Origin of the sequence: Arthrobacter terricola (assembly GCF_004354015.1) — a bacterium.
Lineage (GTDB): Bacteria > Actinomycetota > Actinomycetes > Actinomycetales > Micrococcaceae > Arthrobacter > Arthrobacter terricola.
Genome location: NZ_SMRU01000008.1, coordinates 140,075 through 165,408, shown reverse-complemented (window position 1 = coordinate 165,408; position 25,334 = coordinate 140,075). Strand labels below are relative to the sequence as shown.

25 protein-coding genes are annotated in these 25,334 nt (G+C 64.2%); 12 read left to right on the top strand and 13 right to left on the bottom strand.

All coding sequences use genetic code 11. The features are described 5' to 3' along the window. Positions 1-25: 25 nt before the first annotated feature. Positions 26-1,399: a D-alanyl-D-alanine carboxypeptidase/D-alanyl-D-alanine endopeptidase gene (dacB, locus tag E1809_RS08780; RefSeq protein ID WP_235835523.1), complete on the bottom strand. Its 1,374-nt coding sequence runs from the start codon at positions 1,397-1,399 to the stop codon at positions 26-28. Positions 1,400-1,768: 369 nt separating this feature from the next. Here dacB and E1809_RS08775 point away from each other — a divergent pair, with 369 nt between their 5' ends. From E1809_RS08775 to E1809_RS08760, 4 genes are all read left to right on the top strand, one after another. Next, positions 1,769-2,257, top strand: coding sequence for an inorganic diphosphatase (locus E1809_RS08775; protein ID WP_133203843.1), 489 nt, complete (start codon positions 1,769-1,771; stop codon positions 2,255-2,257). A gap of 188 nt (positions 2,258-2,445) precedes the next feature. Beyond that, positions 2,446-3,045, top strand: coding sequence for a hypothetical protein (locus E1809_RS08770; protein ID WP_133203842.1), 600 nt, complete (start codon positions 2,446-2,448; stop codon positions 3,043-3,045). A 131-nt stretch (positions 3,046-3,176) separates the two neighbouring features. Then, positions 3,177-4,259 carry an FUSC family protein gene (locus E1809_RS08765; protein ID WP_133203841.1) on the top strand — a complete coding sequence of 361 codons (1,083 nt, stop codon included), beginning with the start codon at positions 3,177-3,179 and terminating at the stop codon, positions 4,257-4,259. A 235-nt stretch (positions 4,260-4,494) separates the two neighbouring features. Next, a complete protein-coding gene (locus tag E1809_RS08760) occupies positions 4,495-5,043 on the top strand; it encodes an SRPBCC family protein (RefSeq protein WP_133203840.1) in 549 nt (182 codons plus the stop codon). Positions 5,044-5,147: 104 nt separating this feature from the next. Here the strand turns inward: E1809_RS08760 and E1809_RS08755 are convergent, their stop codons facing one another. The 3 genes from E1809_RS08755 to serS all read right to left on the bottom strand — a co-directional run bounded on the left by E1809_RS08755 (position 5,148) and on the right by serS (position 8,664). After that, entirely contained in the window at positions 5,148-5,993 is an 846-nt protein-coding gene (locus E1809_RS08755; protein WP_133203839.1) for an HAD family hydrolase, read from the bottom strand. Between the two features lie 214 nt (positions 5,994-6,207). Further along, positions 6,208-7,215 (bottom strand): hypothetical protein, encoded by a 1,008-nt coding sequence (locus E1809_RS08750; RefSeq protein ID WP_133203838.1) that lies wholly within the window; start codon positions 7,213-7,215, stop codon positions 6,208-6,210. Positions 7,216-7,383: 168 nt separating this feature from the next. After that, complete coding sequence (gene serS, locus E1809_RS08745) at positions 7,384-8,664, bottom strand: serine--tRNA ligase (protein ID WP_133203837.1); 1,281 nt, start codon at positions 8,662-8,664, stop codon at positions 7,384-7,386. Positions 8,665-8,775: 111 nt separating this feature from the next. Here serS and E1809_RS08740 point away from each other — a divergent pair, with 111 nt between their 5' ends. Then, positions 8,776-9,828 (top strand): diacylglycerol/lipid kinase family protein, encoded by a 1,053-nt coding sequence (locus tag E1809_RS08740; RefSeq protein WP_133203836.1) that lies wholly within the window; start codon positions 8,776-8,778, stop codon positions 9,826-9,828. Positions 9,829-9,838: 10 nt separating this feature from the next. On the opposite strand, the gene E1809_RS08735 is transcribed toward E1809_RS08740, so the two are convergent. The 3 genes from E1809_RS08735 to E1809_RS08725 form a co-directional block, all read right to left on the bottom strand. After that, complete coding sequence (locus tag E1809_RS08735) at positions 9,839-10,057, bottom strand: hypothetical protein (protein WP_133203835.1); 219 nt, start codon at positions 10,055-10,057, stop codon at positions 9,839-9,841. Between the two features lie 91 nt (positions 10,058-10,148). Next, positions 10,149-11,120, bottom strand: coding sequence for a prephenate dehydratase (pheA, locus tag E1809_RS08730; RefSeq protein WP_133203834.1), 972 nt, complete (start codon positions 11,118-11,120; stop codon positions 10,149-10,151). 29 nt (positions 11,121-11,149) lie between these two features. Next, complete coding sequence (locus E1809_RS08725; protein ID WP_133203833.1) at positions 11,150-11,476, bottom strand: rhodanese-like domain-containing protein; 327 nt, start codon at positions 11,474-11,476, stop codon at positions 11,150-11,152. Between the two features lie 194 nt (positions 11,477-11,670). On the opposite strand from E1809_RS08725, the gene E1809_RS08720 reads away from it, so the two are divergent. The 3 genes from E1809_RS08720 to E1809_RS08710 all read left to right on the top strand — a co-directional run bounded on the left by E1809_RS08720 (position 11,671) and on the right by E1809_RS08710 (position 15,384). Continuing rightward, complete coding sequence (locus E1809_RS08720; protein ID WP_133203832.1) at positions 11,671-12,414, top strand: Type 1 glutamine amidotransferase-like domain-containing protein; 744 nt, start codon at positions 11,671-11,673, stop codon at positions 12,412-12,414. After that, a complete protein-coding gene (locus E1809_RS08715; RefSeq protein ID WP_133203831.1) occupies positions 12,407-13,828 on the top strand; it encodes an amidase in 1,422 nt (473 codons plus the stop codon). Before E1809_RS08720 ends, E1809_RS08715 begins: the two co-directional genes overlap by 8 nt. Positions 13,829-13,914: 86 nt before the next feature. Then, on the top strand, positions 13,915-15,384 hold the full coding sequence (locus E1809_RS08710; protein WP_133203830.1) for a peptide MFS transporter: 1,470 nt from the start codon (positions 13,915-13,917) through the stop codon (positions 15,382-15,384). Between the two features lie 78 nt (positions 15,385-15,462). Here the strand turns inward: E1809_RS08710 and E1809_RS08705 are convergent, their stop codons facing one another. Continuing rightward, positions 15,463-16,152: a DUF4190 domain-containing protein gene (locus E1809_RS08705; protein WP_133203829.1), complete on the bottom strand. Its 690-nt coding sequence runs from the start codon at positions 16,150-16,152 to the stop codon at positions 15,463-15,465. A 207-nt stretch (positions 16,153-16,359) separates the two neighbouring features. Here E1809_RS08705 and pgm point away from each other — a divergent pair, with 207 nt between their 5' ends. Continuing rightward, positions 16,360-18,015 (top strand): phosphoglucomutase (alpha-D-glucose-1,6-bisphosphate-dependent), encoded by a 1,656-nt coding sequence (gene pgm / locus E1809_RS08700; RefSeq protein WP_133203828.1) that lies wholly within the window; start codon positions 16,360-16,362, stop codon positions 18,013-18,015. Positions 18,016-18,027: 12 nt separating this feature from the next. On the opposite strand, the gene E1809_RS08695 is transcribed toward pgm, so the two are convergent. Further along, positions 18,028-18,519, bottom strand: a complete 492-nt coding sequence (locus E1809_RS08695) for a 2'-5' RNA ligase family protein (RefSeq protein ID WP_133203827.1) — start codon at positions 18,517-18,519, stop codon at positions 18,028-18,030. Positions 18,520-18,638: 119 nt separating this feature from the next. Continuing rightward, the gene (locus tag E1809_RS08690) at positions 18,639-19,244 is read right to left on the bottom strand and encodes a malonic semialdehyde reductase (protein WP_133203826.1); all 606 of its coding nucleotides are present in this window, start codon (positions 19,242-19,244) and stop codon (positions 18,639-18,641) included. Positions 19,245-19,433: 189 nt separating this feature from the next. Between E1809_RS08690 and E1809_RS08685 the strand changes: the two genes are divergently transcribed. Next, complete coding sequence (locus E1809_RS08685) at positions 19,434-20,786, top strand: uracil-xanthine permease family protein (RefSeq protein ID WP_133203825.1); 1,353 nt, start codon at positions 19,434-19,436, stop codon at positions 20,784-20,786. 125 nt (positions 20,787-20,911) lie between these two features. On the opposite strand, the gene E1809_RS08680 is transcribed toward E1809_RS08685, so the two are convergent. Together E1809_RS08680 and E1809_RS08675 are read right to left on the bottom strand one after the other, a co-directional pair. Beyond that, on the bottom strand, positions 20,912-21,376 hold the full coding sequence (locus E1809_RS08680; RefSeq protein ID WP_133203824.1) for a GatB/YqeY domain-containing protein: 465 nt from the start codon (positions 21,374-21,376) through the stop codon (positions 20,912-20,914). 252 nt (positions 21,377-21,628) lie between these two features. Beyond that, the gene (locus tag E1809_RS08675) at positions 21,629-22,771 is read right to left on the bottom strand and encodes a glycerate kinase (RefSeq protein WP_133203823.1); all 1,143 of its coding nucleotides are present in this window, start codon (positions 22,769-22,771) and stop codon (positions 21,629-21,631) included. Positions 22,772-22,923: 152 nt separating this feature from the next. Between E1809_RS08675 and E1809_RS08670 the strand changes: the two genes are divergently transcribed. Both E1809_RS08670 and E1809_RS08665 read left to right on the top strand, forming a co-directional pair. Further along, positions 22,924-23,274 carry a YciI family protein gene (locus E1809_RS08670; RefSeq protein ID WP_133203822.1) on the top strand — a complete coding sequence of 117 codons (351 nt, stop codon included), beginning with the start codon at positions 22,924-22,926 and terminating at the stop codon, positions 23,272-23,274. 7 nt (positions 23,275-23,281) lie between these two features. Then, positions 23,282-24,577, top strand: a complete 1,296-nt coding sequence (locus tag E1809_RS08665; protein ID WP_133203821.1) for an RNA polymerase sigma factor — start codon at positions 23,282-23,284, stop codon at positions 24,575-24,577. On the opposite strand, the gene E1809_RS08660 is transcribed toward E1809_RS08665, so the two are convergent. Then, the gene (locus tag E1809_RS08660) at positions 24,519-25,304 is read right to left on the bottom strand and encodes a glycerophosphodiester phosphodiesterase family protein (RefSeq protein WP_133203820.1); all 786 of its coding nucleotides are present in this window, start codon (positions 25,302-25,304) and stop codon (positions 24,519-24,521) included. The two genes, E1809_RS08665 and E1809_RS08660, sit on opposite strands and share 59 nt — an antisense overlap. Positions 25,305-25,334: the final 30 nt, after the last annotated feature.

Genomic DNA, 25,334 nt, shown 5'->3' with positions numbered 1-25,334 from the left:
GCACGCGCGGCTCGGACGCGAGCCGTCAGCCCGCTTGGCACCCGCATGATGCCAACGCAGTGGCGGACCTGTCCAAGGCTGTCTTGTTTCCCGCGGCCCCCGGCGTCAGTCCGTTCCCGATGAAGGAGAACACCAACAGGCGTCCGTCCGCGTCCACCACGTAGCCGCTCAACGCGATGACCGAATTCAAAGTACCGGTTTTCGCCCGGACCAAGCCGGCGCCTTGGGATGTGCTCGCGTCGCCGTAGCGGTCGCCAAGCGTTCCTGTCAGACCCGCCACGGGGAAGCCCGCCAACGCCGCGCGGAGCCTGGTATCCGGACCGGAGGTAATGGCCCTGACCACGTCCGCGAACTGGCGTGTAGACACTTGGTTGCCCAAGGCCAGGCCGGAGACGTCGGCCAAGTGCATCGAATCCGTGGCGATTCCCGCTTGGGCGAGCTGGGCGCTGACAGCCGCCGTCGCGGCGTCGTACGTTCCCGGTTGTCCCATGGACAGTGCGACCAGACGGCCGAAGGTCTCGGCGAGGTAGTTGTCCGAGGTTTCGAGCATCAAGTCGATCTGCTGGCGGACGGTGGCGGATTCCACGCTCGCGAGGACCTCGGGCTTTCCGGCCGGAGCCTTCGCCCGCTCCACGTCCGGGGCCACCGTGAACCCTGCTGAGGCACCCGCGGCCTGGAGCTTCGCCGCGAACTCCTGCGCGGCGGTCAGCGCGGCATCTTGCGGCCGCGGCCCCGAAGTGGAGTCCGGGCTGGTCCGCGCCGAATTCAAAGCCAGCGGAAAGACCGGAGCCGTTTCGCCCGCCTCGACATCTTCGATCTGCCACGCCGGGTTCAGGGCGGGACCAGTGAACATGGTGTCGTCCAACTGCACAGTGACCGCGCCCTTGACTCCGCGGTCCTGCAAGGCCTTCGCGGCGTCGGCGGCCAAGGTTTCGAGGCCCGCGCGGCCCAGGACCTCGCCGGGTTGCGACGGCCCGGCACCGAGCAGGACGTCACCGCCGGCGCTCAACACGATGGTCGACGGCGATGCCCCAGCCAGGACGCGCGTGCTGAAGCGGGTTTCCGGTCCAATCGCGCGAAGGGCGGCGACGGCGGTGAGCAGCTTCATGTTGGACGCAGGAATGCGGCTCTTGGTGCCGTCGCGATCGAAAAGGGTCTGTCCGGTCAAGGCATCCTGAACGACGCCGGTGAAGTCTCCCCCGCCGTCGGGATTCAGGGCGGCGTTGACCTGCCGGTCGACGCTCGCCGGCATCGGCACGGGCGCCGAAGGATCCAAAGGTGCCACCACTTGGGTCCGGCTCAACTCGCTGGGGACCTGCTGCCATGCAGGAACCTTGGGCGAGGACGCGGAGGAAGGACCGGGAAAGCCGAAGAATCCGGACGCGACGCCGAGCCCCATCGGAACGGCCAAGGCGGCAATGACCGCGGTCAACAAAAGCAATGGCAGGAAACGGAGAATTGCCTTGGATTCTCTATTTCCGGATGTGCGTTGCTTTCCCTGTTTGCCGGCCTTGCCGGGTTCTCCGGGTTTACCGGAATTGCCAGATTTCCCGGCCTTCCGCGGCCGGAGCGCGTGGCTTGCTTCTTGATCCGAAGCGGGCTTTGCAGCCTCTGCCTCGTCAACGCCCTTCATGCAGCTTTAGTCCTCAAAGTCTTGAATGTCCCACCGTTTCAAGAAACTTGGGCCTCTCGCTATATCCTCAATAGTAGTCGGCGGCGTCGGCTGTTCTCCTGCCGCGCCCATGCCAATACCGCCAAGGAGCATTCCATGAAGCACGACGTCACGATCGAGATCCCGAAGGGATCGCGCGTCAAGTACGAAGTTGACCACGAGACCGGTCGCGTCCGCCTGGACCGCGTCCTGTTCACGTCCATGCAGTACCCCACCCACTACGGGTTCTTCGAGAACACGTTGGGCGAAGACGGCGATCCCCTGGACGCACTCGTGCTCCTGCAGGACTTCGACCTGTACCCGGGCGTCATCGTCGAATCCCGCCCGATCGGCGTCTTCAACATGACCGACGACGGCGGTGGAGACGCCAAGGTCCTGTGCGTTCCCGCAGACGCGCGTTTCGACCACATCCAGGAAATCTCGGATGTCAGCGAATTCCTGATCAAGGAAATCGAGCACTTCTTCACGCGTTACAAGGACCTCGAGCCGGGCAAGTGGGTCAAGGCCGAAGGCTGGGCCGACCGCGCAGCTGCCGAGGCCGAACTCGAAGCCTCCATCAAGCGTTTCGCGGCCGAAGGCCACTAACCTTCTCACAAGGCGCCCAGCGCCTTGTGACTCGCACGACTGACTTGTACGACGGCGGCGGGTGCGGTTCCATGTGGACCGCACCCGCCGCCGTCGTTGGTTAATGGCGCTTGCTAATGGGGAGTCCAGAAGCACCTTGGGATTAATTGCTTGAAAGTCGGCTACCTCCCGGCAATGATTGATCAACCATGTTCACGCTGACGATCAACCAACGCGACAGCCGCAGCGACGGAGACCTCGTTCCGCAGTTACTTAAAGACTTGCGGCACATTCCTGCGCGCTTGGACTTTGACCGCTCCGTGGAGGACGAAGTCCAAGGCATCGTCGACGCCCCGCACCAGGCCGTCGAAACGGCCCTCATCGCGTTGCGGACCGGACGGTGGTACGTGGGCATCGGAGTGGGTCCGGTCAACGAACCCCTGCCGAGCCAAATCAAGGACGCCTCCGGACATGGTCTGGTCTACGCACGCCGGGCCGTGGATCGCTTGCGGAGCGGCAAGGAGCGTGTGCCTGTGGCCGTCGAAGGGCCGATTGCCGCCCTGGCCGCCGAATCGGAGGCAGTGTTAAGGCTCTTGGGACACATCGTGCAGCACCGCAGTGTTGCCGAGTGGCGCGTCCTGGATCTGTTGACTCCGGGAGTGCGCGGACAGCAGAAGACCGTGGCCCAGGAACTGGGAATCAGTACCCAGGCCGTCAGCAAGGCACTATCCCGCGCCCAATGGGCCGAGGAACACGCTGCCAGGCCCGCGGCTGCCCGCCTCCTCGCGATGATCCTCGAGGTCTACTGACCGCCGAGGTTTTGCTTGGCTGCCTGCGCCCGGTCCAGCACGTCCGCGGCCGCGGCTCTGACGTTTTGCACGTGTGGCGGCGACGGCGCAGCGGTTCGACAGGAAGCCAACTCCCTGCCTACGTTGGAACCATGAGCCTCAAGCCACAGCTTCGGCGGCTCCTCCCCGCGCTCCGGCAAGCCGCATCGCGACACCATCTCCTTTTTGCCGGAAAAACGGCCCTCGCCGCCGGACTGGCCTGGTATTTGGCGCCGTTGATGCCGGGACCAGCCGCGTCCTACCCTTACTACGCTCCCCTTGGCGTGCTGGTCAGCATGCACCCCACCGTCGTGGCCTCGGCCAAGCACGGACTGCAGAGCCTGCTGGGACTCAGCCTGGGAATCGCCATGGCCTTCGCCGTCACCACGGTAGCCACGCCCAGCGCCTTTTCCGTTGCGGTGGTGGTGGGAATCGGAGTCGTCATCGGCGGCCTTCCACGCCTGGGGGCCGCTTCCGAATGGGTCCCGATGGCGGCCCTCTTCGTGCTTGTCCTGGGCAACTCGAATGCCCCCGGGTTTTCCTTCGGCTACGTCCTCCAAATGGGCATGGGGGTCGCGGTGGGAATACTCATCAATTGGGTGGTCTTCCCGCCCTTGCACCTCGAGGGCATCGATCCGGCAATTGCCGGCCACCAACGCGCCCTTTCCCGGCAATTGCAAGACATGGCGATGGCCATGACCGAATCATGGCCACCCAATCACGAGGAGTGGGCCGGACGCAGCGGTGAACTGTCACGGACCGCGACGGCTGTGCGGACTGCCGTTGGGGAAGCGGAACTAAGCGCCAAAGCGAACCCACGGTCCCGCCGTCGAGCGCGCCGCCTCCCGTCCGACCTGGTGGGCCTGAGGACCGTCGAACGGCTGACCTTCCACGTGCAGGACATCACCGATGTCCTGCAGAGCGTGATCTGGGAGAAGGACGCTGGAACGGTCATCCCGGACGGCGTCCTCGCGAACCTCTCGGGAGCTTTGGAAGCGGTGGCCGGAGTCATCAACGAATGGCGGAACGGCGAAGCCCGGCGCTTGAAAGACCGCATTGCCGAAGCCAAGGAAGGAGTGGCAACGCTAGGCGTTTCGATCACCGAAGCCGCGGCCGGTCAGGCTTCCGTGAACGCTGCCGCCTCGGTGGCCATGAGCCTGCGGCGAATGATCACCGTGATCTCAGAGGCCGACTAATTCAGGCTCAGGGGGTGTCACCCGCTGACCGGATGGATTGCAGGACCAATTAAGTAAGTCTGCTTACTATTTTCTTTCGGCGGGTCTAGGCTCGAAGGTAGATCCATCCGGAAATCGGAGGACCCATGGATCATCGAGCTGCGGGACATCGCCGTCGCCGTCGTCGAATCTGGGGGGCGGCGGCCCTGTCCAAGCCACTTCAGTCGAGAACGGAACCAAACTAGGAGATTCACACATGCACACCATCACGAAGGCTGTTGAGGTCGAAGTTCCTGTATCGGTCGCCTACAACCAATGGACGCAATTCGAATCTTTCCCCCGTTTCATGAGCGGAGTGGAAGACGTCCGCCAGATCGACGATGCCACGCTGCATTTCTCCACCAAGATTTCGGGCGTCAAGCGTGAATACGATGCGCGAATCACCGAGCAGGTCCCGGACACCATCATCAGCTGGGAAAGCCTGGAACAACCCCGCAACGCAGGATCGGTCCGCTTCGACGTCCTCGGTCCGGACCGCTCAGGAGTGAGCGTGACCCTCGAGTGGGAGCCGGAAACCTTTACCGAAAAGGCCGGTGCCGCGCTTTCCGCGGACGAGATGCAAGTGGCCGCCGACTTGGACAAATTCAAAGACTTCATCGAAGAGCGGCAACGCGAGACAGGTGCCTGGCGCGGGACCGTGGGCGGCGTCGCCGTCGAAGGCAGCGGCCCTGTTCATGGCGACACTCTTGGTAGCGGCACGCCGCTGGAGGATGGAACCACCGAGAACGGGACGCCGAACATCTGACACCTATGCGTGGTACCCGGGTCTAGTCGGATTGATGCTCAAAAGCCAAGGCCCGGGCATCATTGTGTTTGGCTTTGGTGCCGGCGCCCATCCAAGTGCGTGCGCTAGAGGAGGCTTCGCAGCACGAGGGCCGCACCGTCGTCGTACACTGACGCGGTGACCTCGTCCGCTACGGCGAGCACCTCCACGGGAGCCTGGCCCATGGCAACGCCGCGGCCAGCCCAAGTGAGCATCTCGATGTCGTTGCGTCCGTCGCCGATGGCAATCGTGTGGTGCGGTTGCGTGCCGAGCCGGCGGCGCAGCTGCTCGAGTGCGCTGGCCTTGGTTACTCCTGCGGCGGCGATATCCAGCCAGGCCGTCCAGCCCACTGAGTACGTCACGCCGGAAAGTCCGATGCTCCTGATGGCCGTCGAGAATTCCTCGGCGGTATTTTCGCTGCTGAACACGACAACACGAACAGCCGTGGCCTCCAGCATGGTCTGGAAGTCGACGCCCATCGCTTCGACCCCGAAACTCGCATCCTGGAAGCGCTCCGTGGAGAGGAAGTTTCCGTTCTCATCCTCGAGCGCGTACTTGGCGGACGGGAGCTGTTCGCGGAGCGCCAAGAGGGCCGGCGCGGGGTCGAAGGTTGCCCTGTGGATGATCGAGTAGCCGTCCTCCAGGCCGGGATCGAGCTTCAATGTCACGCCGCCGTTACTGCAGACGGCGTAGCCCCGGTCCATGCCGATTTGCTCAATGACGGGCAGGGTTGCATTCAAGGAACGTCCGGTGGCGATCAGGACATCGTGGCCGTCTGCAACCACTGCTTTGGCAGCATCCCGAACGTCCGGTGACATGTGGCCGTCGTGGTCCACGAGGGTCCCGTCAACGTCCAATGCGATCATGAGCTTTCGATTTACATTCCGCTGGTCATCGATGCCAGCGACTGAGTTTCCAGTCAAAATAGTCATGCCTCCAGTGAAGCAGACCCGGCAAAGACCAGCTAGGACGAAGGCCACAGTAGCGGATTAACAAGCGGTGAATACTCCGACGTTATCCACAGTGTGGGTATTTACCTGGGCTGGCCTGTCCCCTAGGCCGGGCGCTTGTTTCACATACCGGCGCTCGTGCCACGGGAACGCTAAACAAGCGTCGGCGTCACGCAAGTCGTCAGTCGGAGCCAGGTCAAGACCGGGGGCGCAGGCCGGCACGCAATAGCTTTTGCCGCAGCAGGCCAGGTTGCTCCAGGTCTGCCCAGCTCCACCTCACAAAGGCGAAGGCCAGCGACCTTATGCGGTCTTCCCTGAGCTTCTCCTGGTATACGATTTCCTCGGCGGTCAGACGTCCTCGCAGCTCCTTGTCGACGTATTTGGCCTTGCCGTCGAATTCGCCGACTACGTTTTGCTGCGGCCACCAGAAGTCCGTCCTCGCAACGAATTGTCCGGAATCGTAAATCGTGTGCTGTTGCATGGGCTGCTCGAAATCCAAGAGCTCAAATGCGGCCTTGCTGAACGATTCACCCACCGATTCGGACTTCGCCTGGGCCAATCGGGCAAGACGGTGTGTCCGGAGTCCGGTGGCTTCCGACGAGATTCCGTCGAGTTCCTCGGCGATGCCTGGATGATCGGCGAGGCATGCGTCGCGGTCCAGCGTTCCTTGATCCACCAGGGCCCGGGCGACCCCCTCGGCCACTACAAGGGCCTTGCTGAATGACGATGAAATCATGACGTCGACCGCCGTTTGGACCAAGCTGGTGCATGCAAACTGCCCGGACACCACCGCGTCGACGTCCCGCCGCAGCACATAGCGCATGGGGTAGTTTCCGAGGTTCCGAGCCTGTTCGGCAAGCGCACTTTGTCCGTGCACCGTGAAGGTTGGAGGCCGCCTGCCAGTGATTCGTTCGGAGTCCGTAGCCAGTTCGACGAGCGGAGGCGTCCGCAGTGTGGGAATGCCAAGGACAACCGCAGCCGACTCTCCGTGGAACACCGGCTGTTCGAACGCGAGACCCACTGCCGCGGCCGACCATTCGAATCGCTCAGCGGGCGTGGCTTCGACCCAAACCGAGGTTTCCACGTAGTAGCCGCGCCTCAGCCGAACATAGCGACCCGCCCGGAAACGCCGGTGGATGGACGATGTTGAGCCGCTGAGGGCGAGTCGCTCAGCCGAGACGATGAGCTGGGGCGGGATATCCATGGAATTACTGTCCCCGGATCGATCCGCCGCGTCAGCCCGGAAATTCCCCTATGTGGAGAAGCGGCGCTGTGGAGGGCAGGTCAAACCCCACTCACCACCAAGACTCCGGGGCTTGTTTCTGATCCCGGCGCCTCAAGCACAGGAATCAGAAACAAGCCCCGGATCACCCTAGATAACCGGCAGAACCTCAAGGCCGCCAAGGTACTTCTGCAGTGCTTTCGGGACGTTGACCGAACCATCGGCGTTCTGGTGGTGCTCCAGAATGGCGACAATCCAACGCGTCGTGGCCAAAGTGCCATTCAGCGTGGCAACAGCGCGGGTGCCCTTGGAAACGCCTTCCTCATTGACCACGCGCTCACGGATGTTGAGGCGACGGGCCTGGAACGTGGTGCAGTTGGACGTCGAGGTGAGCTCGCGGTACGCGTTCTGCGTGGGAACCCAAGCTTCGCAGTCGAACTTGCGGGCCGCGGACATGCCGAGGTCACCGGCGGCGGTGTCGATCACGCGGTAGGGAAGCTCGACCTTAGCCAACATTTGCTCCTCCCATGCCAGCAGGCGCTGGTGCTCGGCCTCAGCCTCTTCGGCAGTGGTGTAGATGAACATCTCCACCTTGTTGAACTGGTGGACGCGGATGATGCCGCGGGTGTCCTTGCCATGGGAACCGGCCTCGCGACGGTAGCAGGAGCTCTGCCCGGCGTAGCGGATGGGGCCTTCCGAAAGGTCCAGGATTTCGTCCGCGTGGTACCCGGCCAAGGGGACCTCCGAGGTTCCCACAAGGTAAAGGTCGTCTTCAGCAAGACGGTAGATCTCGGCGTCGTGCTTTACATCGAAACCGGTACCCTGCATGGTCTCCGGACGCACCAAAGTGGGCGTGATCATCGGCACGAAGCCAGCCTCAATCGCTTGGTCCATGGCCATCTGCAAGAGGGCCATTTCCAGGCGGGCACCTACGCCGCGCAGGAAGTAGAAGCGCGCGCCGGACACCTTCGCGCCACGCTCCATGTCGATCGCGCCAATCAGTTCGCCGATTTCCAGGTGGTCCTTCGGCTCGAAATCGGGGAATTCGCGGGGAGTTCCGACAGTCTTGACCACCACAAAGTCGTCCTCGCCGCCCGCAGGAATGCCATCCACGATCAAGTTGGGGATGACGCGGAGCAGCTCTTCCTGCTTCGCCTGCGCGGCATCGGCCTCGACAGACGCTGCCTTCACTGCGTTGGCCAACTCTTTGACCTCAGCCAGCAGGGCTTGCTTTTCCTCGCCCTTGGCCTGCGCCACTTTCTTGCCGAAGACATTCTGCTCCGCACGGAGGCCCTCATAACGGATCAGGGCCGCGCGGCGGTCTGCGTCGGCGGAAATGATCGCGTCCACGATCGACTCGTCGGCGCCGCGGGCGCGCTGGCTGGCACGGAACTTGTCCGGGTTTTCGCTGAGGTCTTTTACGTCGATCACCAGACAAGAGTATCGAATCAGACCGCGCCTCCGCGGATAGCGCACGACGGCGGCCGGCACCTTTCTGCGCACGTCCTCGCGGCGCGGTTGGCGGGATAGGGTTGGACTAGCATGAGCAACTGGATCCTGTACGTGATTCTGGCTGGGGGCGTGGTCTTTGCCGTCTCCAGTTGGTGGGGTGTGCGCCGGCTCAAAGCCAGGCACACCCGCAGTGCCGTGCATGAGGACTCGCACAAGCCAGGACCCGGGCTGCAGAGGGTCGCGGTGGTCCTCAACCCGGTCAAAAGCAAGGCCGAGGAAGCCCGGAAGATCATCCGGGAAGCCTGCCACATCGCCGGCTGGGACGAGCCCAGGTTCTTCGACACCACCGCTGACGATCCCGGGCACTCCCAGGCGAGGGAGGCACTGAACTACCGTGCCGACGTCGTGCTTGTGGGCGGCGGCGACGGAACCGTGCGGGTGGTCGCCGAGGCCCTCGCGCACACGGGGGTGGCCATGGGCCTTATTCCGTTGGGTACCGGCAACCTTCTGGCTCGAAACGTCGATCTCGATGTCAACAACCTGCGCGGCAACGTCGACATCGCCCTCTTCGGCCACCAGCGCTATATCGACACTGCACGGATGTCCATCCACAACGAGCACACCGGGGCCTCGTCAGAGCATGCCTTCCTAGTTATCGCGGGGATGGGCCTGGACGCCGAAGTGGTGGGCGACACCAACGACGACCTCAAGAAGGCAGTCGGCTGGCTGGCTTATACGGAAGCGGGCGTACGCCACCTGCCGGGCAGGCGCAAAAGGGTCAGCATCGCCATGGATGACGAGCCCGAACAATCCCGGAAGATCCGCAGCATCCTTTTCGCGAACTGCGGCCTGATTCCCGGCGGCATCGATTTCATCCCGGGCGCAATGATTGATGACGGCGTCCTCGACGTGGTTGTCATGAGTCCGCGCAGCGCTATCGGCTGGCTCGCGATGTACGCCAAAATCCTGTTCAAGCACAAGCGCAACCTGCCGGTCATGAACTTTTACCGCACCGGCAAAGTGGTCATCCGGAGCAACGAGCCGATGGCAACGCAACTCGACGGCGATCCCGCCGGCGAGGCCACGAAGGTTACAGTCCAGGTTGAGCCGCGTTCGCTGCTGGTTCGTGTGCAGGACCGCTAGCTGTACTGCGTTATTCGCTGTGTTGGGCTTCTTCTGCCGCTTTGCGTTCTGCCGCGGCTTTCGCGGCCGCACGGGCTTCGGACTGCTCGCGGATCATCGCTTGTTCTTCTTCGAAACGCAGGCGATCAGCGCGGTCGGCCTCGTCACCGTCCCAATCCTGGTTGTCCGCCTTGGGCTTCGGGTTGACGATCATTCCCTGTCCGCTGGTGTCGTTCTTATTTCCTGACATGGCCCGCTCCCTCCGTTTGGGGCATGCGTCCATCCTCTATGGATCAAGCAAGCATACGCACAGTTTCAGCCACGCGATAGGGGTTGAAGAGTCAATTATCCAGCGCCTGTGGAATAGGGTCGTGGCTCGATTCCGGCTCCAGAATGCTTCGGACCCAGGCATGGGCCGACGCGAAGGCGGCGTCCGACGTGTGCGGCGAAACGACCGCCTTTTGTTGATCCGCCCGCGCGTAGGAACCCAGGAATCGCGTGGCGGGACTGATGCGGTGCAGGCCCGCGAGGGCGTCCGCGACCCGCGCGTCCGAGGCGTGCCCGTCGGCGTCGATGCTGAAGAAGTAGTGGCCGAGGTACTGCCCCGTGGGGCGGGATTCGATCCGGCTAAGGTTGACGCCCCTTGAGGCGAACTGATCCAGGATCTCCATCAAGGCACCCGGGCGGTCCTCCGGGAGGGGTACGACGACGGTGGTCTTGTCCGCTCCGCTGCGTTCCGGGAGCGCTCCGGGCCGGCTGACGAGGACGAAGCGCGTGACCGCGCCCGGGTTGTCCCCGATGTTCTCGGCAAGCGCGTTTAGCCCCGGCCTTTCGGCCGCGACGAGCGGGGAGCAAATGGCCGCTTCGTAGTGCGCACCGTCTTCGAGGAGCCCGACGGCGGCTGCCGCGGTTGAGGAGCCAGGAACGTATTCCGCATTCGGGATATTTTCATCGACCCACAACCGGCACTGGGCCCACGCGTGGCCGTGCGTGGAAACTCGTCGGATGTCCGTAATCTTCACGCCGGGGCGGGCCACCAGAACGAAAGTGATGGGCACAAGCGCTTCGCGGATGATCCGGAGTTCCGTGCCTGTGGCGATGGCATCCAGCGTGGCCGTCACTCCGCCCTCTACCGAATTCTCGATAGGCACCATTGCCGCATCCGCTCGGCCTTGGCGGACCCGTTCCAAAGCGGTGTTCACGTTGGAGCAGGGCACCCGGTTTGCCTCGGCGGCGCCGGGAACCTGCAGGAGGGCGGCCTCAGTGAAAGTGCCTTCCGGGCCGAGGAAGGTGTAGGTGAGCGCGGACGCCATCAAATATTCCTTAGGAGTAATGCTTCGAGCTAGAGGACGACCGGCTTGAGGCCGTTCTCCGAAACCATTGGCCTGCCGGTTTCCAGCCACATGTCCATCCCGCCGGCCACATTCGTGGCGCTGTATCCCTGGCCCACAAGCCATTGGACAGCGCGGAAGGATCGGCCGCCCGTCCGGCAAATAACGAACAGGTCCTCGTCGGGATCGAGTTCGTCCAGGCGGGCCGGAATCTCGTTCAGCGGAATGTGCAGGGCCCCCACGGCGTGGCCCGCCTCCCATTCGTAATCCTCCCGGACGTCCAAGATCTTCGCGTCAGCAGGAACATCGCCTACGGGCACGGTCTCGAAATCGCTCACATGAGTTCCTTCCAACGGAAATCGGATCTTAATCAAGCCTATCCCCACCTCACGCCGCCCACCGGAGCGAACCCTCGCGGCGTGGGGCGGTCCAATTCTTCCTCACTCCCCCGCCGCAGCATTAGTCTTGGCTAACGATCGCCGTCGCAAGGATGGTGCAAGGACCGCGACCCACCAAGTCAGGAGGCAGCCACATGGCGGCTAAGGAGCGCACCATTTTGGCGACCTCCGGCGGGTATAAATCAGGCCACCGCACCAGGATGGAGTTCGACCTCTTGGTGCATCACGCCGTCGAACTCTCCGGAGTGAGCGGCCGCGCCCCGCGCGTTGCCCACCTCGGTACGGCGTCCGGAGACCAGCGCTGGTTCGCCGCCGAGTTGGACCAGGCTGCCCGGATCTCCGGCTTCGACTTCACCCACGTGAACCTCTTCACCATGCCCAACCATGCCGATCCGGAAGCCCATCTCCTGGAACAGGACGTTGTTTGGGTCAACGGCGGCTCGGTGGTCAACCTCCTGGCGGTCTGGCGCGCGCACGGCTTCGACGCCATCCTCAAGCGGGTTTGGGACCACGGCGTGGTGCTTGCCGGGGTGTCGGCAGGATCCATCTGCTGGTTCGAAGGCGGCACCACCGATTCGTACGGCCCCGAACTGCGCGCGGTCACCAACGGCCTGGGCCTCCTCCCTTACGCCAACGGCGTCCATTACGACTCCGAGCCAGGCCGGCGCCCGCTTGTCCACAAGCTCGTGACCGAAGGCATCCTGGGCGAAACACACTGCACGGACGACGGCGTCGGGCTCGTTTACCGGGACACGAAGCTCGTGGACGTGGTCACCGAGGTCAAGGGCAAGTCCGCCTATCGGGTGACTGCTGCGACCGGCGATTCCGGCGAGCCGATCGCAGTGGAAGAGCAACTGGAGTCCCGCTTCCTTGGCTGAAATCCACGAACTTGGCGCCACCGAGTTGCGCCAAGTCCTCGCCGGAGGCCACGCGTCCGCCGAAGAGGTTACGGAGCACTTCCTGGCGAGGATAGAGCAGCGAAACCGCTCCCTCGGGGCGTTCGTCACCGTGACGGCGGAGCAGGCCATGAATGACGCCCGTTTGGCCGACGCCGCCTACGCACAGCCCAAACGAGACAACCTTCCGCTTCTCCACGGAATGCCGCTGGCGTTCAAGGACCTCACCGACGTCGCCGGCGTGGTGACCACACACGGGAGCGCGGCGCTGGACCGCAGGCCGGCTCCAGAAGACGGCGCCCTCGCGGCAGCGCTCAAAGGCGTTGGAGCCATATCGCTCGGGAAGACCCAGGTTCCGGAGTTCGGGCTGACGGCGTACAGCGAAAACCGCGTCGCACCGCCGTCGCGCAATCCGCACGCTTTGAGCCGGAGCTCAGGCGGTTCGTCGGGCGGGAGCGCTGCCGCGGTCGCCGCCGGACTGGTTCCTTTCGCGCCAGGGACCGACGGCGGCGGTTCCATTCGTATTCCCGCTGCGGCATGTGGGCTGGTGGGCCTGAAACCGGGACGCGGACTGGTGCCTTCCGGTGAGAGTACGGGTGACGCCGCCCGCTTGGTTGTCGCCGGGCCCTTGGCACGGTCCGCCGCGGATGCCGCGCTCATGATGGACGCCTTGGTGCCGCAAGAGCTCGCACCGGAACGCGGCTACCTGGCATCAGTTGGTGAAGCACCTGCGGGCTTGCGCATCGGCGTCAGCCTGGACAGTCCCTGGGACACAACATTCCCTTTCACGGTGGACCAGGATGCGTTGGACGCCCTCGCCACGGGCATCCAACTGCTGACGGCCGCAGGCCATTCCGTGTTCGAGGCAGACATCCGCTACGACAACCGTTATCCGGACGCTTTCACCACTGCCTGGACCGCCGGCGTCGGAAACGCGCGTATCCTCCCGCTGCGTGAAGCCCTGCTGACACCGCTGACGCGGACGTTCCGCCGCAGGGCGCAACAGCGAAGCGCCTCGAAGGTCAATGAGGCCTTGGCATTCCTGCGCCGCTTCGCCCACGACACTGCGGCCCAGTATGCGCAGTGGGACCTCATCCTGACGCCGTCGCTGGCGCAGGCTCCGCGTCCCGTGGGCTGGTTCACGGGGACAGCTTCGGGCGGCGAGGAATGGCCGTCACCGGACTGGCCGGGCGACGCCGACGACGACTACAGAAAACAGTGCGAGTTCGCGCCGTGGTCGTCCATGGTGAACGTATGCGGGCTCCCGGCGGTGACCGTCCCCGTGCATTGGACCGGGCCGGCACCCGGCGAAGGCCTTCCGATGGGGGTCCAGCTCATTGGAAAACCCGGCAGCGAACTCTCGCTGCTGCAGCTCGCAGGGCAACTCGGAGCCTAAAAAATACTGCGACTCACCCCCTTCGATAGTTGCTCCAGACATTCGGAAATATGACAATACGCGTCCACAATGCGAACATGGTGTGAATGAGCACACCTCTGAAAACTGTGAAACCCGCCACAACCCCGGGCGACACGTCATTTTTCGGCCACCCAAAGATGCTGGCCAGCCTGTTCTCCGTCGAAATGTGGGAACGATTCTCCTTCTACGGCATGCAGGGAATCCTTCTCTACTACATGTACTTCACCGCAGACCAAGGCGGTCTCGGGATCAACAAAGCCCTCGCGGCCGGGCTGGTCGGCGCCTACGGCGGCGGCGTGTACCTCTCCACGATCCTGGGCGCCTGGCTGGCAGACCGGATCTTCGGCTCGGAACGGGTGCTTTTCGGCTCCGCCATCATGATCATGGCCGGCCACATCGCCTTGGCGCTCTTGCCCGGCATCCCGGGCCTGGTTGCTGGCCTGGTCTTGGTCGGCATCGGTTCCGGCGGCCTCAAGGCAAACGCCACGGCCCTGGTCGGAAGCCTCTACGGCGAGAAGGACGAACGCCGCGACGCCGGCTTCTCCATCTTCTACATGGGCATCAACCTTGGTGGCTTGATCGGTCCGCTCGTGACCGGCTGGCTCCAGGAAAGCAACGGCTTCCACTGGGGCTTCGGCGCCGCCGCGATCGGCATGGCGATCGGCCTCGCGATCTACGCACTCGGCCGCAACAAGCTTCCCGAAGAAGCGCACCGCGTCCCGAACCCGCTCCCCGACGCCCAGCGCAAACGCTACGGGCTCATCTTCCTGGGCATCGCCGTCGTGATTGCCGTCCTGCTGGTGAGCGGAGCGGTCAACCCCGGCAACCTGGCACGCAGCATCGCGTACGCGGCGATCGCGGCATCGGTCCTGTATTTCACCATGATTTTCCGCAGCAAGAAGGTCACGCCGCTCGAGCGTAAGCGCGTCACGGCGTTCATCCCGCTCTACATCGCCTCGGCGGCGTTCTGGGCACTCTTCCAGCAGCAGTTCACGTTCATCGCCGTGTACTCGGAGGAGAAACTGGACCGCAACCTCTTCGGCTGGGAAATGCCGGCGGCCTGGGTCCAGTCCATCAACCCGGTGTTCATCATCGTGTTTGCCGGCGTGATGGCTGCTCTGTGGACCAAACTCGGTCCGAAACAGCCCGGCTCCCCCATCAAGTTTGCCGCCGGACTCTTCATCATGGGCCTGGCGTTCCTCGCCTTCATTCCCCTGGCAGGCACCGGCAAGACGCCGCTGTTGGCGCTCGTGGGAATCCTGTTCCTCTTTACCTTGGCGGAACTGTTCCTGTCCCCGATCGGACTGTCCGTAAGCACCAAGCTTGCGCCCAAGGCGTTCCACACTCAGATGGTGGCGCTGTTCTTCCTGTCCGTCTCGCTCGGCACCACGCTGGCCGGCATCCTGGCCGGGCTGTACAACCCGGCCAACGAACTGCCGTACTTCCTGGGCGTCGGCGGCACCGCCGTCGTCATTGCGGTTGCTTTGGCAGCGGCGTCCCCGGCCATCAAGAAGTTGATGGCCGGGGTCCGCTAGGGCGGCCCTACAGCGAACGACGGCGGCCGGCGCGTCGGGTGGGAGTCCCGCCCGACGCGTCGGCCGGCGTCGTTATCGCTAGTAGTTGTAGTTATAGCGCGAGGCGCTGGCCGCGAAAATCGCGATGAACACCCAAAAGAGCACCGCTCCGGCGATCCCCAAGTACCCCATCACCAGGCCCGCAATAGCCATGCCCTTGCCTGCCGGTTCCTTCTTGAGGCCCATATGGCCCAGGATCACGGCCGCGATCTGCGGGAGGACAAAGAAACCGAGGCCCACAAAGACGGCGATGCCGCAGCACATGCTCGCAATGCTCAAGCCCTTCGGCTCCACGGGCATGCCGTAGTACGCGGGCTGGCCATAGGGGCTAGCCGGCTGGCCGTACTGTCCTTGCGACGGTTGGGCGTACGGCGAAGCGGGCTGGCCGTATGGATTGGACGGCTGGCTATACGGGCCCGGTCCCCCCGGCTGCTGCGCGTAGGGCGCCTGCGGCTGGCTGTACTGATCCTGCTGGCCGTACGGTGCCTGCTGGCCGTACTGTTCCGACTGGCCGTAGGAGCCGTGCTCGGACGGAGCGGCGAATGGCCGGCTGCCGTATGGGTTGTCGCCCGATTGCGGGGCTGGCGGAACGTACGACGGCGGTTCGTAGCCTTTGGGCGCCTCGTCACCGTGGGTTGCCGCGGCGGATGCTTCGGCGGCGTGGGTTTCGGTGCCGGATGTTTCGTCACCGTCAGGTGCGTTCTCGGGTTTGGCTGGCTGGTCTGTCATGGATTTCCCCCTTGCGAGTCTTTCTGCCCAGCCTACCGCCGGGCGACCAAGCGCATAAGCGCGCGGAATCGCAGTGCGCCAACGTCGTGCCGCACTCCGGTAAACGCGTAGTGAATCTTTGCGGGGATCGCGGAAATACGATGTCACAGGCGTCGCAAAACCCGCATTTCTCTTCAAGCTCGGCGGACCGTCTGGCATGCTGGGTCAATGGCTAGCCGTGCGGGCACAGTTGCCCTTCCCCAGGACCTTGTAGACATCACCGCGCTCCTTGACGCGTACTACGACGTAACGCCGGATCTCAGCGATCCCGCGCAGCGCGTGGCATTCGGAACCTCCGGGCACCGGGGCTCGAGCCTCAAAGCATCCTTCAACGAGGGACACATCCTCGCCATCACCCAGGCGATCGTGGAATACCGCGCGGGCCAGGGCATCACCGGCCCGTTGTTCCTTGCGAAGGACACGCATGGCCTGAGCGAACCCGCCCAGAACTCGGCTTTGGAAGTCCTCGCGGCGAACGGCGTCAACGTGCTCATCGATGCACGGCACGGTTACACGCCCACGCCGGCCCTGAGCCACGCGATCCTCAAGTACAACAGCCAAGTGATGCCGGGGCAGCCCCAGGCAGACGGCATCGTGGTCACCCCGAGCCATAACCCGCCAGCCGACGGTGGATTCAAGTACAACCCTCCGCACGGTGGCCCGGCTGACACGGATGCCACGGGATGGATCGCCAACCGCGCCAACGAATTGCTCGAAAACGGGCTGCGTGGAGTCAAGCGAATCCCCCTCAACGACGCCCTCAAGGCCGAATCCACGGGGAAGTTCGACTTCCTGAGCAGCTATGTGGACGACCTCCCGGCCGTCCTCGACCTCGACGCGATCCGCGCCGCGGGTGTGCGCATCGGAGCCGACCCCATGGGCGGCGCTTCCGTCGACTACTGGGGCGAGATCGGCGAACGCCACCAGCTGGACCTCACCGTGGTCAACCCCACCGTTGACCCGCAGTGGGCGTTCATGACGCTCGACTGGGACGAGAAGATCCGCATGGACTGCTCCTCGCCGTCGGCCATGGCCTCGCTCATCAAGCGGATGTCTGACAGCGCCTCGGGTTCTTTCGACGTCGCCACGGGAAACGACGCCGACGCAGACCGCCACGGCATCGTCACCCCGGATGGCGGGCTGATGAACCCGAACCACTACCTCGCCGTCGCCATCGACTATCTGTACCGCAACCGCAGCGGATGGAATCCCGCGTCTGTGGTGGGAAAGACCCTCGTGTCTTCCTCGATCATCGACCGCGTGGCTGCCGGCTTGGGCCGCAAACTCGTAGAGGTTCCTGTCGGCTTCAAGTGGTTCGTGCCCGGCCTGCTCTCCGGCGAAGGCGCGTTCGGCGGTGAAGAGTCCGCCGGTGCTTCGTTCAACAAGAAGGACGGAAGCGTCTGGACCACCGACAAGGACGGCATCCTGCTCGCCCTCCTCGCCTCTGAAATCACGGCCGTCACGGGCAAGTCGCCGTCGCAGCTTTACAAGGGCCTCACGGACCAGTTCGGCTCGCCCGTTTACGCCCGGATCGACGCCGCCGCGACGCGTGAGCAGAAGGCAGCGCTCGGCAAGCTCTCGTCGTCGGACGTTTCAGCAACCACGCTGGCTGGCGAGGAAATCACGGCCAAACTGACCGAAGCCCCCGGCAACGGCGCGTCGATTGGCGGCCTGAAGGTGGTCACCGAGAACGCCTGGTTCGCCGCCCGTCCGTCCGGCACCGAGGACGTGTACAAGATCTACGCCGAGTCCTTCAAGGGTGCCGATCACCTCAAGCAGGTCCAGGACGAAGCCAAGGCCCTCGTGGACGGCGTGATCTCCTAACCTCCCCCCGAGTTAGGTTTCGGTGCGCCACACCTTCAGGATCCGGCGGATCGTGTGGTTGCCTCCGGGGGCCATGTCCACCAGGGCGATCTGGTCGAGCACGATGGCGTCACCCGGCTTGGGGCGCTTGCCGTCATGGTGCGATATGTGCGGGCGGTAGTGGTCCAGGACGTAGTGCGGCGTCGCCACCTTCCCGCCCACTTGCGCGACGGCGTCGAACAATTCCTCGTGCAGTCCTTGCAGGATGGGATGGCGCTCGACCAGGCTGACCGGGATGGATCCTTGGTGACCGAATCCGTCGTCGGGCCCTATGGTGAGCAGCGTTCCCAAGGCGCCGCGCACCGGCGTCGTGACCAGCTCGCCAAGGCGCTCGGCGACGTCGCCGTCTTTGGAGGGCTCGACGTCGAACCTCAACAGAGTGATGTGCAGAGGCCAATCCGTGCGCGGGAAAACGAGTCCGTCAGCCACCGCTTCGACGAACACCACGAGGATCAGGTTCCGCATAAGGAAAGTTTCCCACCCGCGTTTCCGGCGCTCCATCACCTATACCGGCCTAAACACGATCGCCCGCTCACATGATGTGAGCGGGCGATCGTCGAAAAGGCGCTATGGCTGAGCGGGCGTCAGACCGTGCGAACGACGTCTTCGTAGGCGAACTTCGGCTTGGCTTCGCCCCAGGCGTCCGGGCCCGGCTGGCCGATGTTGACCACGAGGAAGCTCTTCTGGTCGCCCGCCGGGAAGAACTCGGCGTCGATCGCGGCGAAGTCCGCACCGGTCATCGGGCCGGCGGCGAAACCGAGCGAACGGACAGCCAGGATGAAGTAGCCGGCCTGCAGGTGGGCATTGTTGTTGCCAGTGGAGGCAGCAAAGGCGGGGTCGGCGTCGTACATGGCCTTCGGGGCGCCGTAGGCAGGGAGGAACTTGTCCCACTGCTCGTGCCATGCGGCGTCGTAGGAAAGGATCGCGACGAGCGGTGCGGAGGCGGTCTTGGCCTGGTTGCCCCTGGACAGGGATTCGACCAGCTTGGCGCGGGCCTCTGCCGAGCGGACGTAGGTGACGCGCAGCGGCTGGGAGTTGAAAGCGGTGGGGCCGAACTTGGTCAGTTCGTAGATGGCGCGGGCCTGTTCCTCAGTGACCTCGCCGGAAAAGGAGTTGGCGGTGCGGGCTTCGGCAAAGATGGCGTCGACTGCTGCGGCGTCAATCACTGCTTCTTCGTGGGCGATTGTCATTCGCGTACCTTTCGCTGTGCCGCAGCCGTCAGAGGCCGGGCGCTTATGCATTCCATAGTTGCAACTTCAACCTGGCTCCGCCTCTTCCCATGAAGCTGCGTGACGTTCCACACAGCCGAAACAACAGACCGTTCGGGCGGTAAGGTTGCACCGGCTAATAATCACAACTTTCAGGGAAGGCTCCCGTCGATGAGCATGCTCGGAACCAAATGGAAGCTGCACGGAAACGGCAAGACGATCCGTCCCGGGCATGTCGTGGCACCCGATGAGCGGCTCGCGTGGCCGTTGACCATCGGCGTCGGAATGCAGCACGTCGTCGCAATGTTTGGCGCGACGTTCCTGGTTCCCATCCTCACGGGCATGCCGCCCGCCACCACGCTGTTCTTCTCGGGCATCGGAACCCTGCTCTTCCTGGTGATCACCAAGGGCCGCGTTCCCAGCTACCTCGGCTCAAGCTTCGCCTTCATCGCACCCATCCTCGCGTCGAAGCAGCAGTTCGGCATTCCAGGTGCGCTCGGCGGAGTGGTGCTTGCCGGCGTCGTACTGGCACTCATCGGCGCCGTCGTCCAGAAGTTCGGCGCCGAATGGATCAACAGGCTCATGCCGCCCATCGTCACTGGTGCGATCGTCGCGCTGATCGGGCTGAACCTGGCGCCCGCTGCGAAGGCGAACTTCGACAAAGCCCCGGTCACCGCGCTCGTGACACTGGTGTCGATCATCCTGGTGAGCGTCCTTTTCCGCGGAATACTTGGCCGGCTGAGCATCCTTGTGGGCGTGGTGGTCGGCTACCTTACGGCGATGATGCGCGGCGAGGTGGACTTCTCCAAGATTGACGCGGCCGGCTGGATCGGGCTTCCACATTTCCAGACTCCGGAATTCCACGTGGGCGTCATAGGCCTATTCGTGCCGGTGGTCCTGGTGCTAGTGGCCGAAAACGTTGGGCACGTGAAATCCGTGGCTGCGATGACGGGCCAAAACCTCGACGGCGTCTCCGGACGCGCGCTGATGGCCGACGGCGCCGCGACCGTACTCGCAGGGCTCGGCGGCGGCTCCGGCACTACCACCTATGCCGAGAACATCGGCGTCATGGCAGCCACCAAGGTCTATTCGACGGCGGCCTACTGGGTTGCCGGTATCTTTGCCATCCTGCTGAGCTTCTCCCCCAAGTTCGGCGAACTGATCGCGACCGTGCCTGCCGGCGTCCTGGGCGGTGCCGCAACCATGCTCTACGGCATGATCGGCGTCCTCGGCGTGAAGATCTGGGTGCAGAACAAGGTCAATTTCGCCAACCCGGTCAACCTGACCACCGCCGCTGTGTCGCTCATCATCGGCATTGCCGACTACACATGGACTGTGGGCCAGCTTGAGTTCACGGGCATCGCCCTGGGTTCGGCCGCGGCCTTGGTGATCTATCACGGAATGAAGGCGATCACCCGGTGGCGCGGGACCGTGGCGGAGCCTGAAACCGAGACAACAGGGCTGCCTCCCGCGGCGAAGGCAGCAATGAATGCGGCGGCGAAGAGGGCCGGAAAGAGGAAGTAACGCTGAGCATGCTCCCTCTTGGCGCTGAAGGATGGACATATTCGGATTATGTCCGTCCCTCGTGGCCAACGGGGAGCATGCTCCAAGGCGCCCGGGAGCGCCGAGCGGGCGTGCCGGCTCGTTCGCTATGAAAGGCGCGTGCGGACGATCTCGCTGACCGCCTTGCCGTCGAACCGGCCAGCGATACGTTCACTGATCGGCTTCATGATGTAGCCCATGTGGAAAAGGCTCAACTCCACGCCGTCGGCCTTGAGCGAGGCGATGGCTTCGTCAACAATGGACTCGACTTCCTCCTGGGTAAGCGGTTCCGGCAGATACGCTTCAATTGCCTCGGCATCCGCGATCTCCATCGCCGCGCGCTCGGTCTCTCCCGCTTCCTCGTAAAGGCGGGCGACCTCGTGATACTGGGCGGCTTCCTTCTGCAGCATGGCCGTGATCTCGACGTCGTCAAGGTGGATAGGCTCCCGGCCGGCTTTCTCACGAGTGTCAATCTCGCTAAGGACGTTGCGAGTGGCATTCAATGCGATGCGGTTGCCATCCTTCATGTGGCTCACGACGTCTGCGTGCAGCCGCTCTTTCAAGGTGGACATGGTGTGCTCCTCGATTCGATGATGCCGTGCTGGCCGGCTGCCAGCCCGGCAGGCGGTGACGGCGTCCCTAGGGGGTCGTCGCATCGTAGGTGCATGGCAGAAGTCAGAGCCATACTTGTACATTCATTATCTGCCCGGCGGCGGGAATCGGTGCCTGCCCGAGCGCTGAGCATGCTCCCTGTTGACGTTAAGCGATGGACATATCCGGATTATGTCCGTCCCTCGAGGCGAAGGAGGAGCATGCTCCGGGGGTTAGGCGCCTTCCAGGACTTGGCTCGTAGCCCACGCGAGGTATTTGGCGGCATTCGCCACGGCGTCGGCGGCGTCGGGCACGCCATCGCGGCGCTGTGCGACGTCCAACAACTGCGCCGCGGCCACCACTCCGTGCTCCGCGAGCTCTTCGGGGGTCACCAGGATCCTGCCAGCCACCACAATCACCGGGATGCCGCGCCCACGGGCCAAATCGGCGAGGCCAATCGGCGCCTTCCCGGTCAGCGACTGCGAATCCATGGACCCTTCACCCGTGATCACGAGGTCCGTTCCGTCAAGTTGCCCGGGCAACCCCGTCAATCCGGCGACGAGCGCGAATCCGCCTTCCAGCGACGCCTGCGCGAACGCGAGGAACGACGCCGGGAACCCACCCGCCGCTCCGGCTCCCGGAACGTTCACGTCCTCGCCGGACACTTCCCGCAAGAGGGACGCCCAGTTGCGGAGCCCGGCGTCGAGCAGTTCCACCGCGTCCCCGTCCGCCCCCTTCTGCGGGCCGAAAACATGCGCCGCGCCGTTGCTTCCGAAGAGCGGATTACGGACGTCGACGGCGATCCGGAACCGCACTGCCGACAGTCGCGGATCCAGCTCCGTCACGTCGAGCGAAACGACGTCGGCGAGCGAGCCGCCGCCGAGCGGAACCACGTTGCCTGCGGCGTCGAGGGGCTTGAGTCCGAGGGCACGCAAGGCGCCGCTGCCGCCGTCGGACATGGCCGAACCACCGACACCGAGCACGATCTCCGTGGCGCCGGCGTCGAGGGCCGCGACGATGAGCTGGCCGCAACCGTAGCTGTGGGCGCGCAAAGAGTTCTCCGGGGTCGGTTCCATGTGGGCCAGTCCGGAGGCCTGCGCGGTCTCGATGACCGCAGTGCCGCCGCCGGAAGCATCCTTGCGGAACGCCCACGCCGCCCCGACGGGCTTCAGGATCGGCCCGACAACCGCATTGATCCGCTCTTCATAGCCCGCGGCCACCGCGGCTTCCAGGGTTCCTTCGCCACCGTCGGCGATGGGGAACTGGGTGACCACGGCATCGGGATACACCCGCAGTGCCCCTTCCGCGATGGCCGACGCCGCTTCGGCTGCCGTAAGTGAACCTTTGAACTTGTCCGGGGCGATCAGGATGCGCATGATCCAATCCTGCCAGCGGAACTATGCTTTTTCGCAGACGGTGAGCTTTTTGCGACTTCTTGACCTGGAGATGTCGAAAACAGCACACGCCGTTCGTATAAGGGGTGAGGCGCAGGCAAGGTACCCGCGCCACAACCCAAGGAGGAACAGTTATGTCACGCTACCTGCTCAGCATCTACCAGCCCGACGGTCCCGTTCCGGAACCCGCTGTTCTGAACAAGATCATGGCGGACCTCGACGTCCTGAACCAGGAAATGCGCGACGCCGGGGCGTGGGTCTTCACGGGAGGCCTTCACCCGGCGGATACAGCCACCGTGGTTCGAGTGAAAGACGGCGAAGTCCTCACAACCGACGGTCCCTTCGCGGAGGCCAAGGAACACGTCGGCGGCTTGTGGGTGATCGAAGCTCCGGATCTGGACCTGGCGTTGGAATGGGCGCGAAAGGCCGCGGAGGCCACCACCCTTCCCATCGAAGTCCGCCCGTTCGCCGGCTACCGGGAGTAGTTCCGCCGTGGTCCATATTTCCGAGATCGGAGAAATATTCCGTCAGGAGTATGGACGCTCCGTGGCAGTGCTGGTCCGTGTCCTGGGCAGCATCGACGCAGCCGAGGACGCGGTCCAGGACGCATTCGCGGAGGCGGTTGCGCGCTGGCCGGACGCCGGGTTGCCGCCTAGTCCAGCCGGATGGATCATCACGACGGCCCGGAACCGGGCCATCGACCACTTGCGCCGGGAGGCGAGCGGCCGGGACAAGATAGCCCGGTCGGCTCTCCTCCGGAGCGAAGACGCCGCGCTGAACGAAGAGACTGTGTTGATCGAAAACACTGTGGAGGCGGACGCCGTGGAGGACAACCAACTGCGGCTCATCTTTACTTGTTGCCACCCGGCCCTAAACCGGGCTGCACAAGTGGCTTTGACGCTCAAGCTCCTGGGCGGGCTGACCACCGCCGAAATCGCCCGCGCGTTCCTGATTCCCGAGCCCACCATGGCCCAGCGCCTGGTCCGCGCGAAGGCGAAAATCCGCGACGCCCGCATCCCCTACCGGATCCCGAGCGGAGCTGAGCTGCCCGCCAGGCTGTCATCAGTGCTGGCCGTGGCCTACCTCATCTTCAACGAGGGATACGCGGCGAGTTCCGGCACGGGTCTGGTGCGCGAGGATCTATGCCGCGAGGCGATCCGCCTCGGACGGCTCATCGTGGATCTCATGCCGGACGAGCCGGAGGCCAAGGGATTGCTGGCGCTCATGCTCTTGCTGGATGCCCGCCGGCGTGCGCGGACAGGTCCCGACGGCGGCCTCGTCCTTCTCGCCGACCAGGACCGGAGCCTGTGGAACAGCGAACTGATTGCAGAGGGCCAATCGCTCGTGCGTCAATGCCTGAAGCGGAATATGCCGGGACCCTACCAAATCCAAGCAGCCATCAACGCGGTGCACGGCGACGCCGCCACCCTGGAAGAGACGGATTGGCGCCAAGTCCTCGCGCTCTACGAGCAGCTCCTCGCCGTCGAGCCGACGCCTGTGGTGGCCCTGAACCGGGCCATTGCCCTCGCGGAGGTGGACGGACCAGCGGCGGGGCTTGCCGCCGTCGAGCGCCTTGAACTGGGGAGCTACTACCTGTTCCACGCCGTGAAAGCGGAGCTGTTGCGGCGGCTCGGCCGCACCAAAGAGGCGGCGGCCGCCTATCTCGAGGCGCGGGAACGCACGGACAACGACGCCGAGCGCTCGTTCCTGGAGGCGCGCGCCAAGGCCCTCACCACCACTGGTTCCGGTCCTGGAGGACAGTCTTCAGCCGATCCGCCCGGTCCGTGACCAAGCCGTCGACGCCGAGGTCGAGCAACCTGTCCATCTCGGCGGGATCGTTGATTGTCCAGACATGTATCTGTAGCCCCAAACGGTGCGCCCGACGCACAAAGCGCGGCGTCACAACAGGGAGGGATCCGTACCGGGCAGGCACTTGGAGCGCATCGACGTCGTGCATGATCTTGAGCAGCCAGGGGTCTGGAAGCAGCGGCCCGAGCAGCACGAAAAGTGCGTTGAACAGAATGCCCGCGGATGAAGCCGTGCGGCGGCTCAGCAAGCGCAGGACGGCCCGCCGACGCCGGTCGGAAAAGCTCGCGATCAACACTCGGTCATGTGCCTGGAGCTTTTCGACCACCCCGGCGAGCGGTTCCACCGTGTGCCAATCCTTGACGTCGATATTGAGCCGGGCTTGGGGGAATTCGGCCAGGACATCCGCCAACAGGGGAATGCTTTCCATGCCCTTAATGCGTGTTTTGGCGATATCGTCGGCGGCAAGGTCGGAGATGGTGCCGTGGCCGTCCGTGACGCGGTCCAAGGTTTCATCGTGAAAGAGCAGGACGGTGCCGTCCGCCGTTGTGCGGGCGTCGGTTTCCAGGTGCGTGAATCCGAGATCGAGGGCTGCCTTGAAGGCAGCAGCCGAGTTTTCCAATCCATCGGGCGAAAACCCCCGATGGGCGAAGGCAAGCGGTCCGGTCCGGCCGTCAGATCGGGTGAAAAAGGGCAAGTTCTGGCTCACACGGGTAGCGTAACCTGCCGCCGCAGAGCC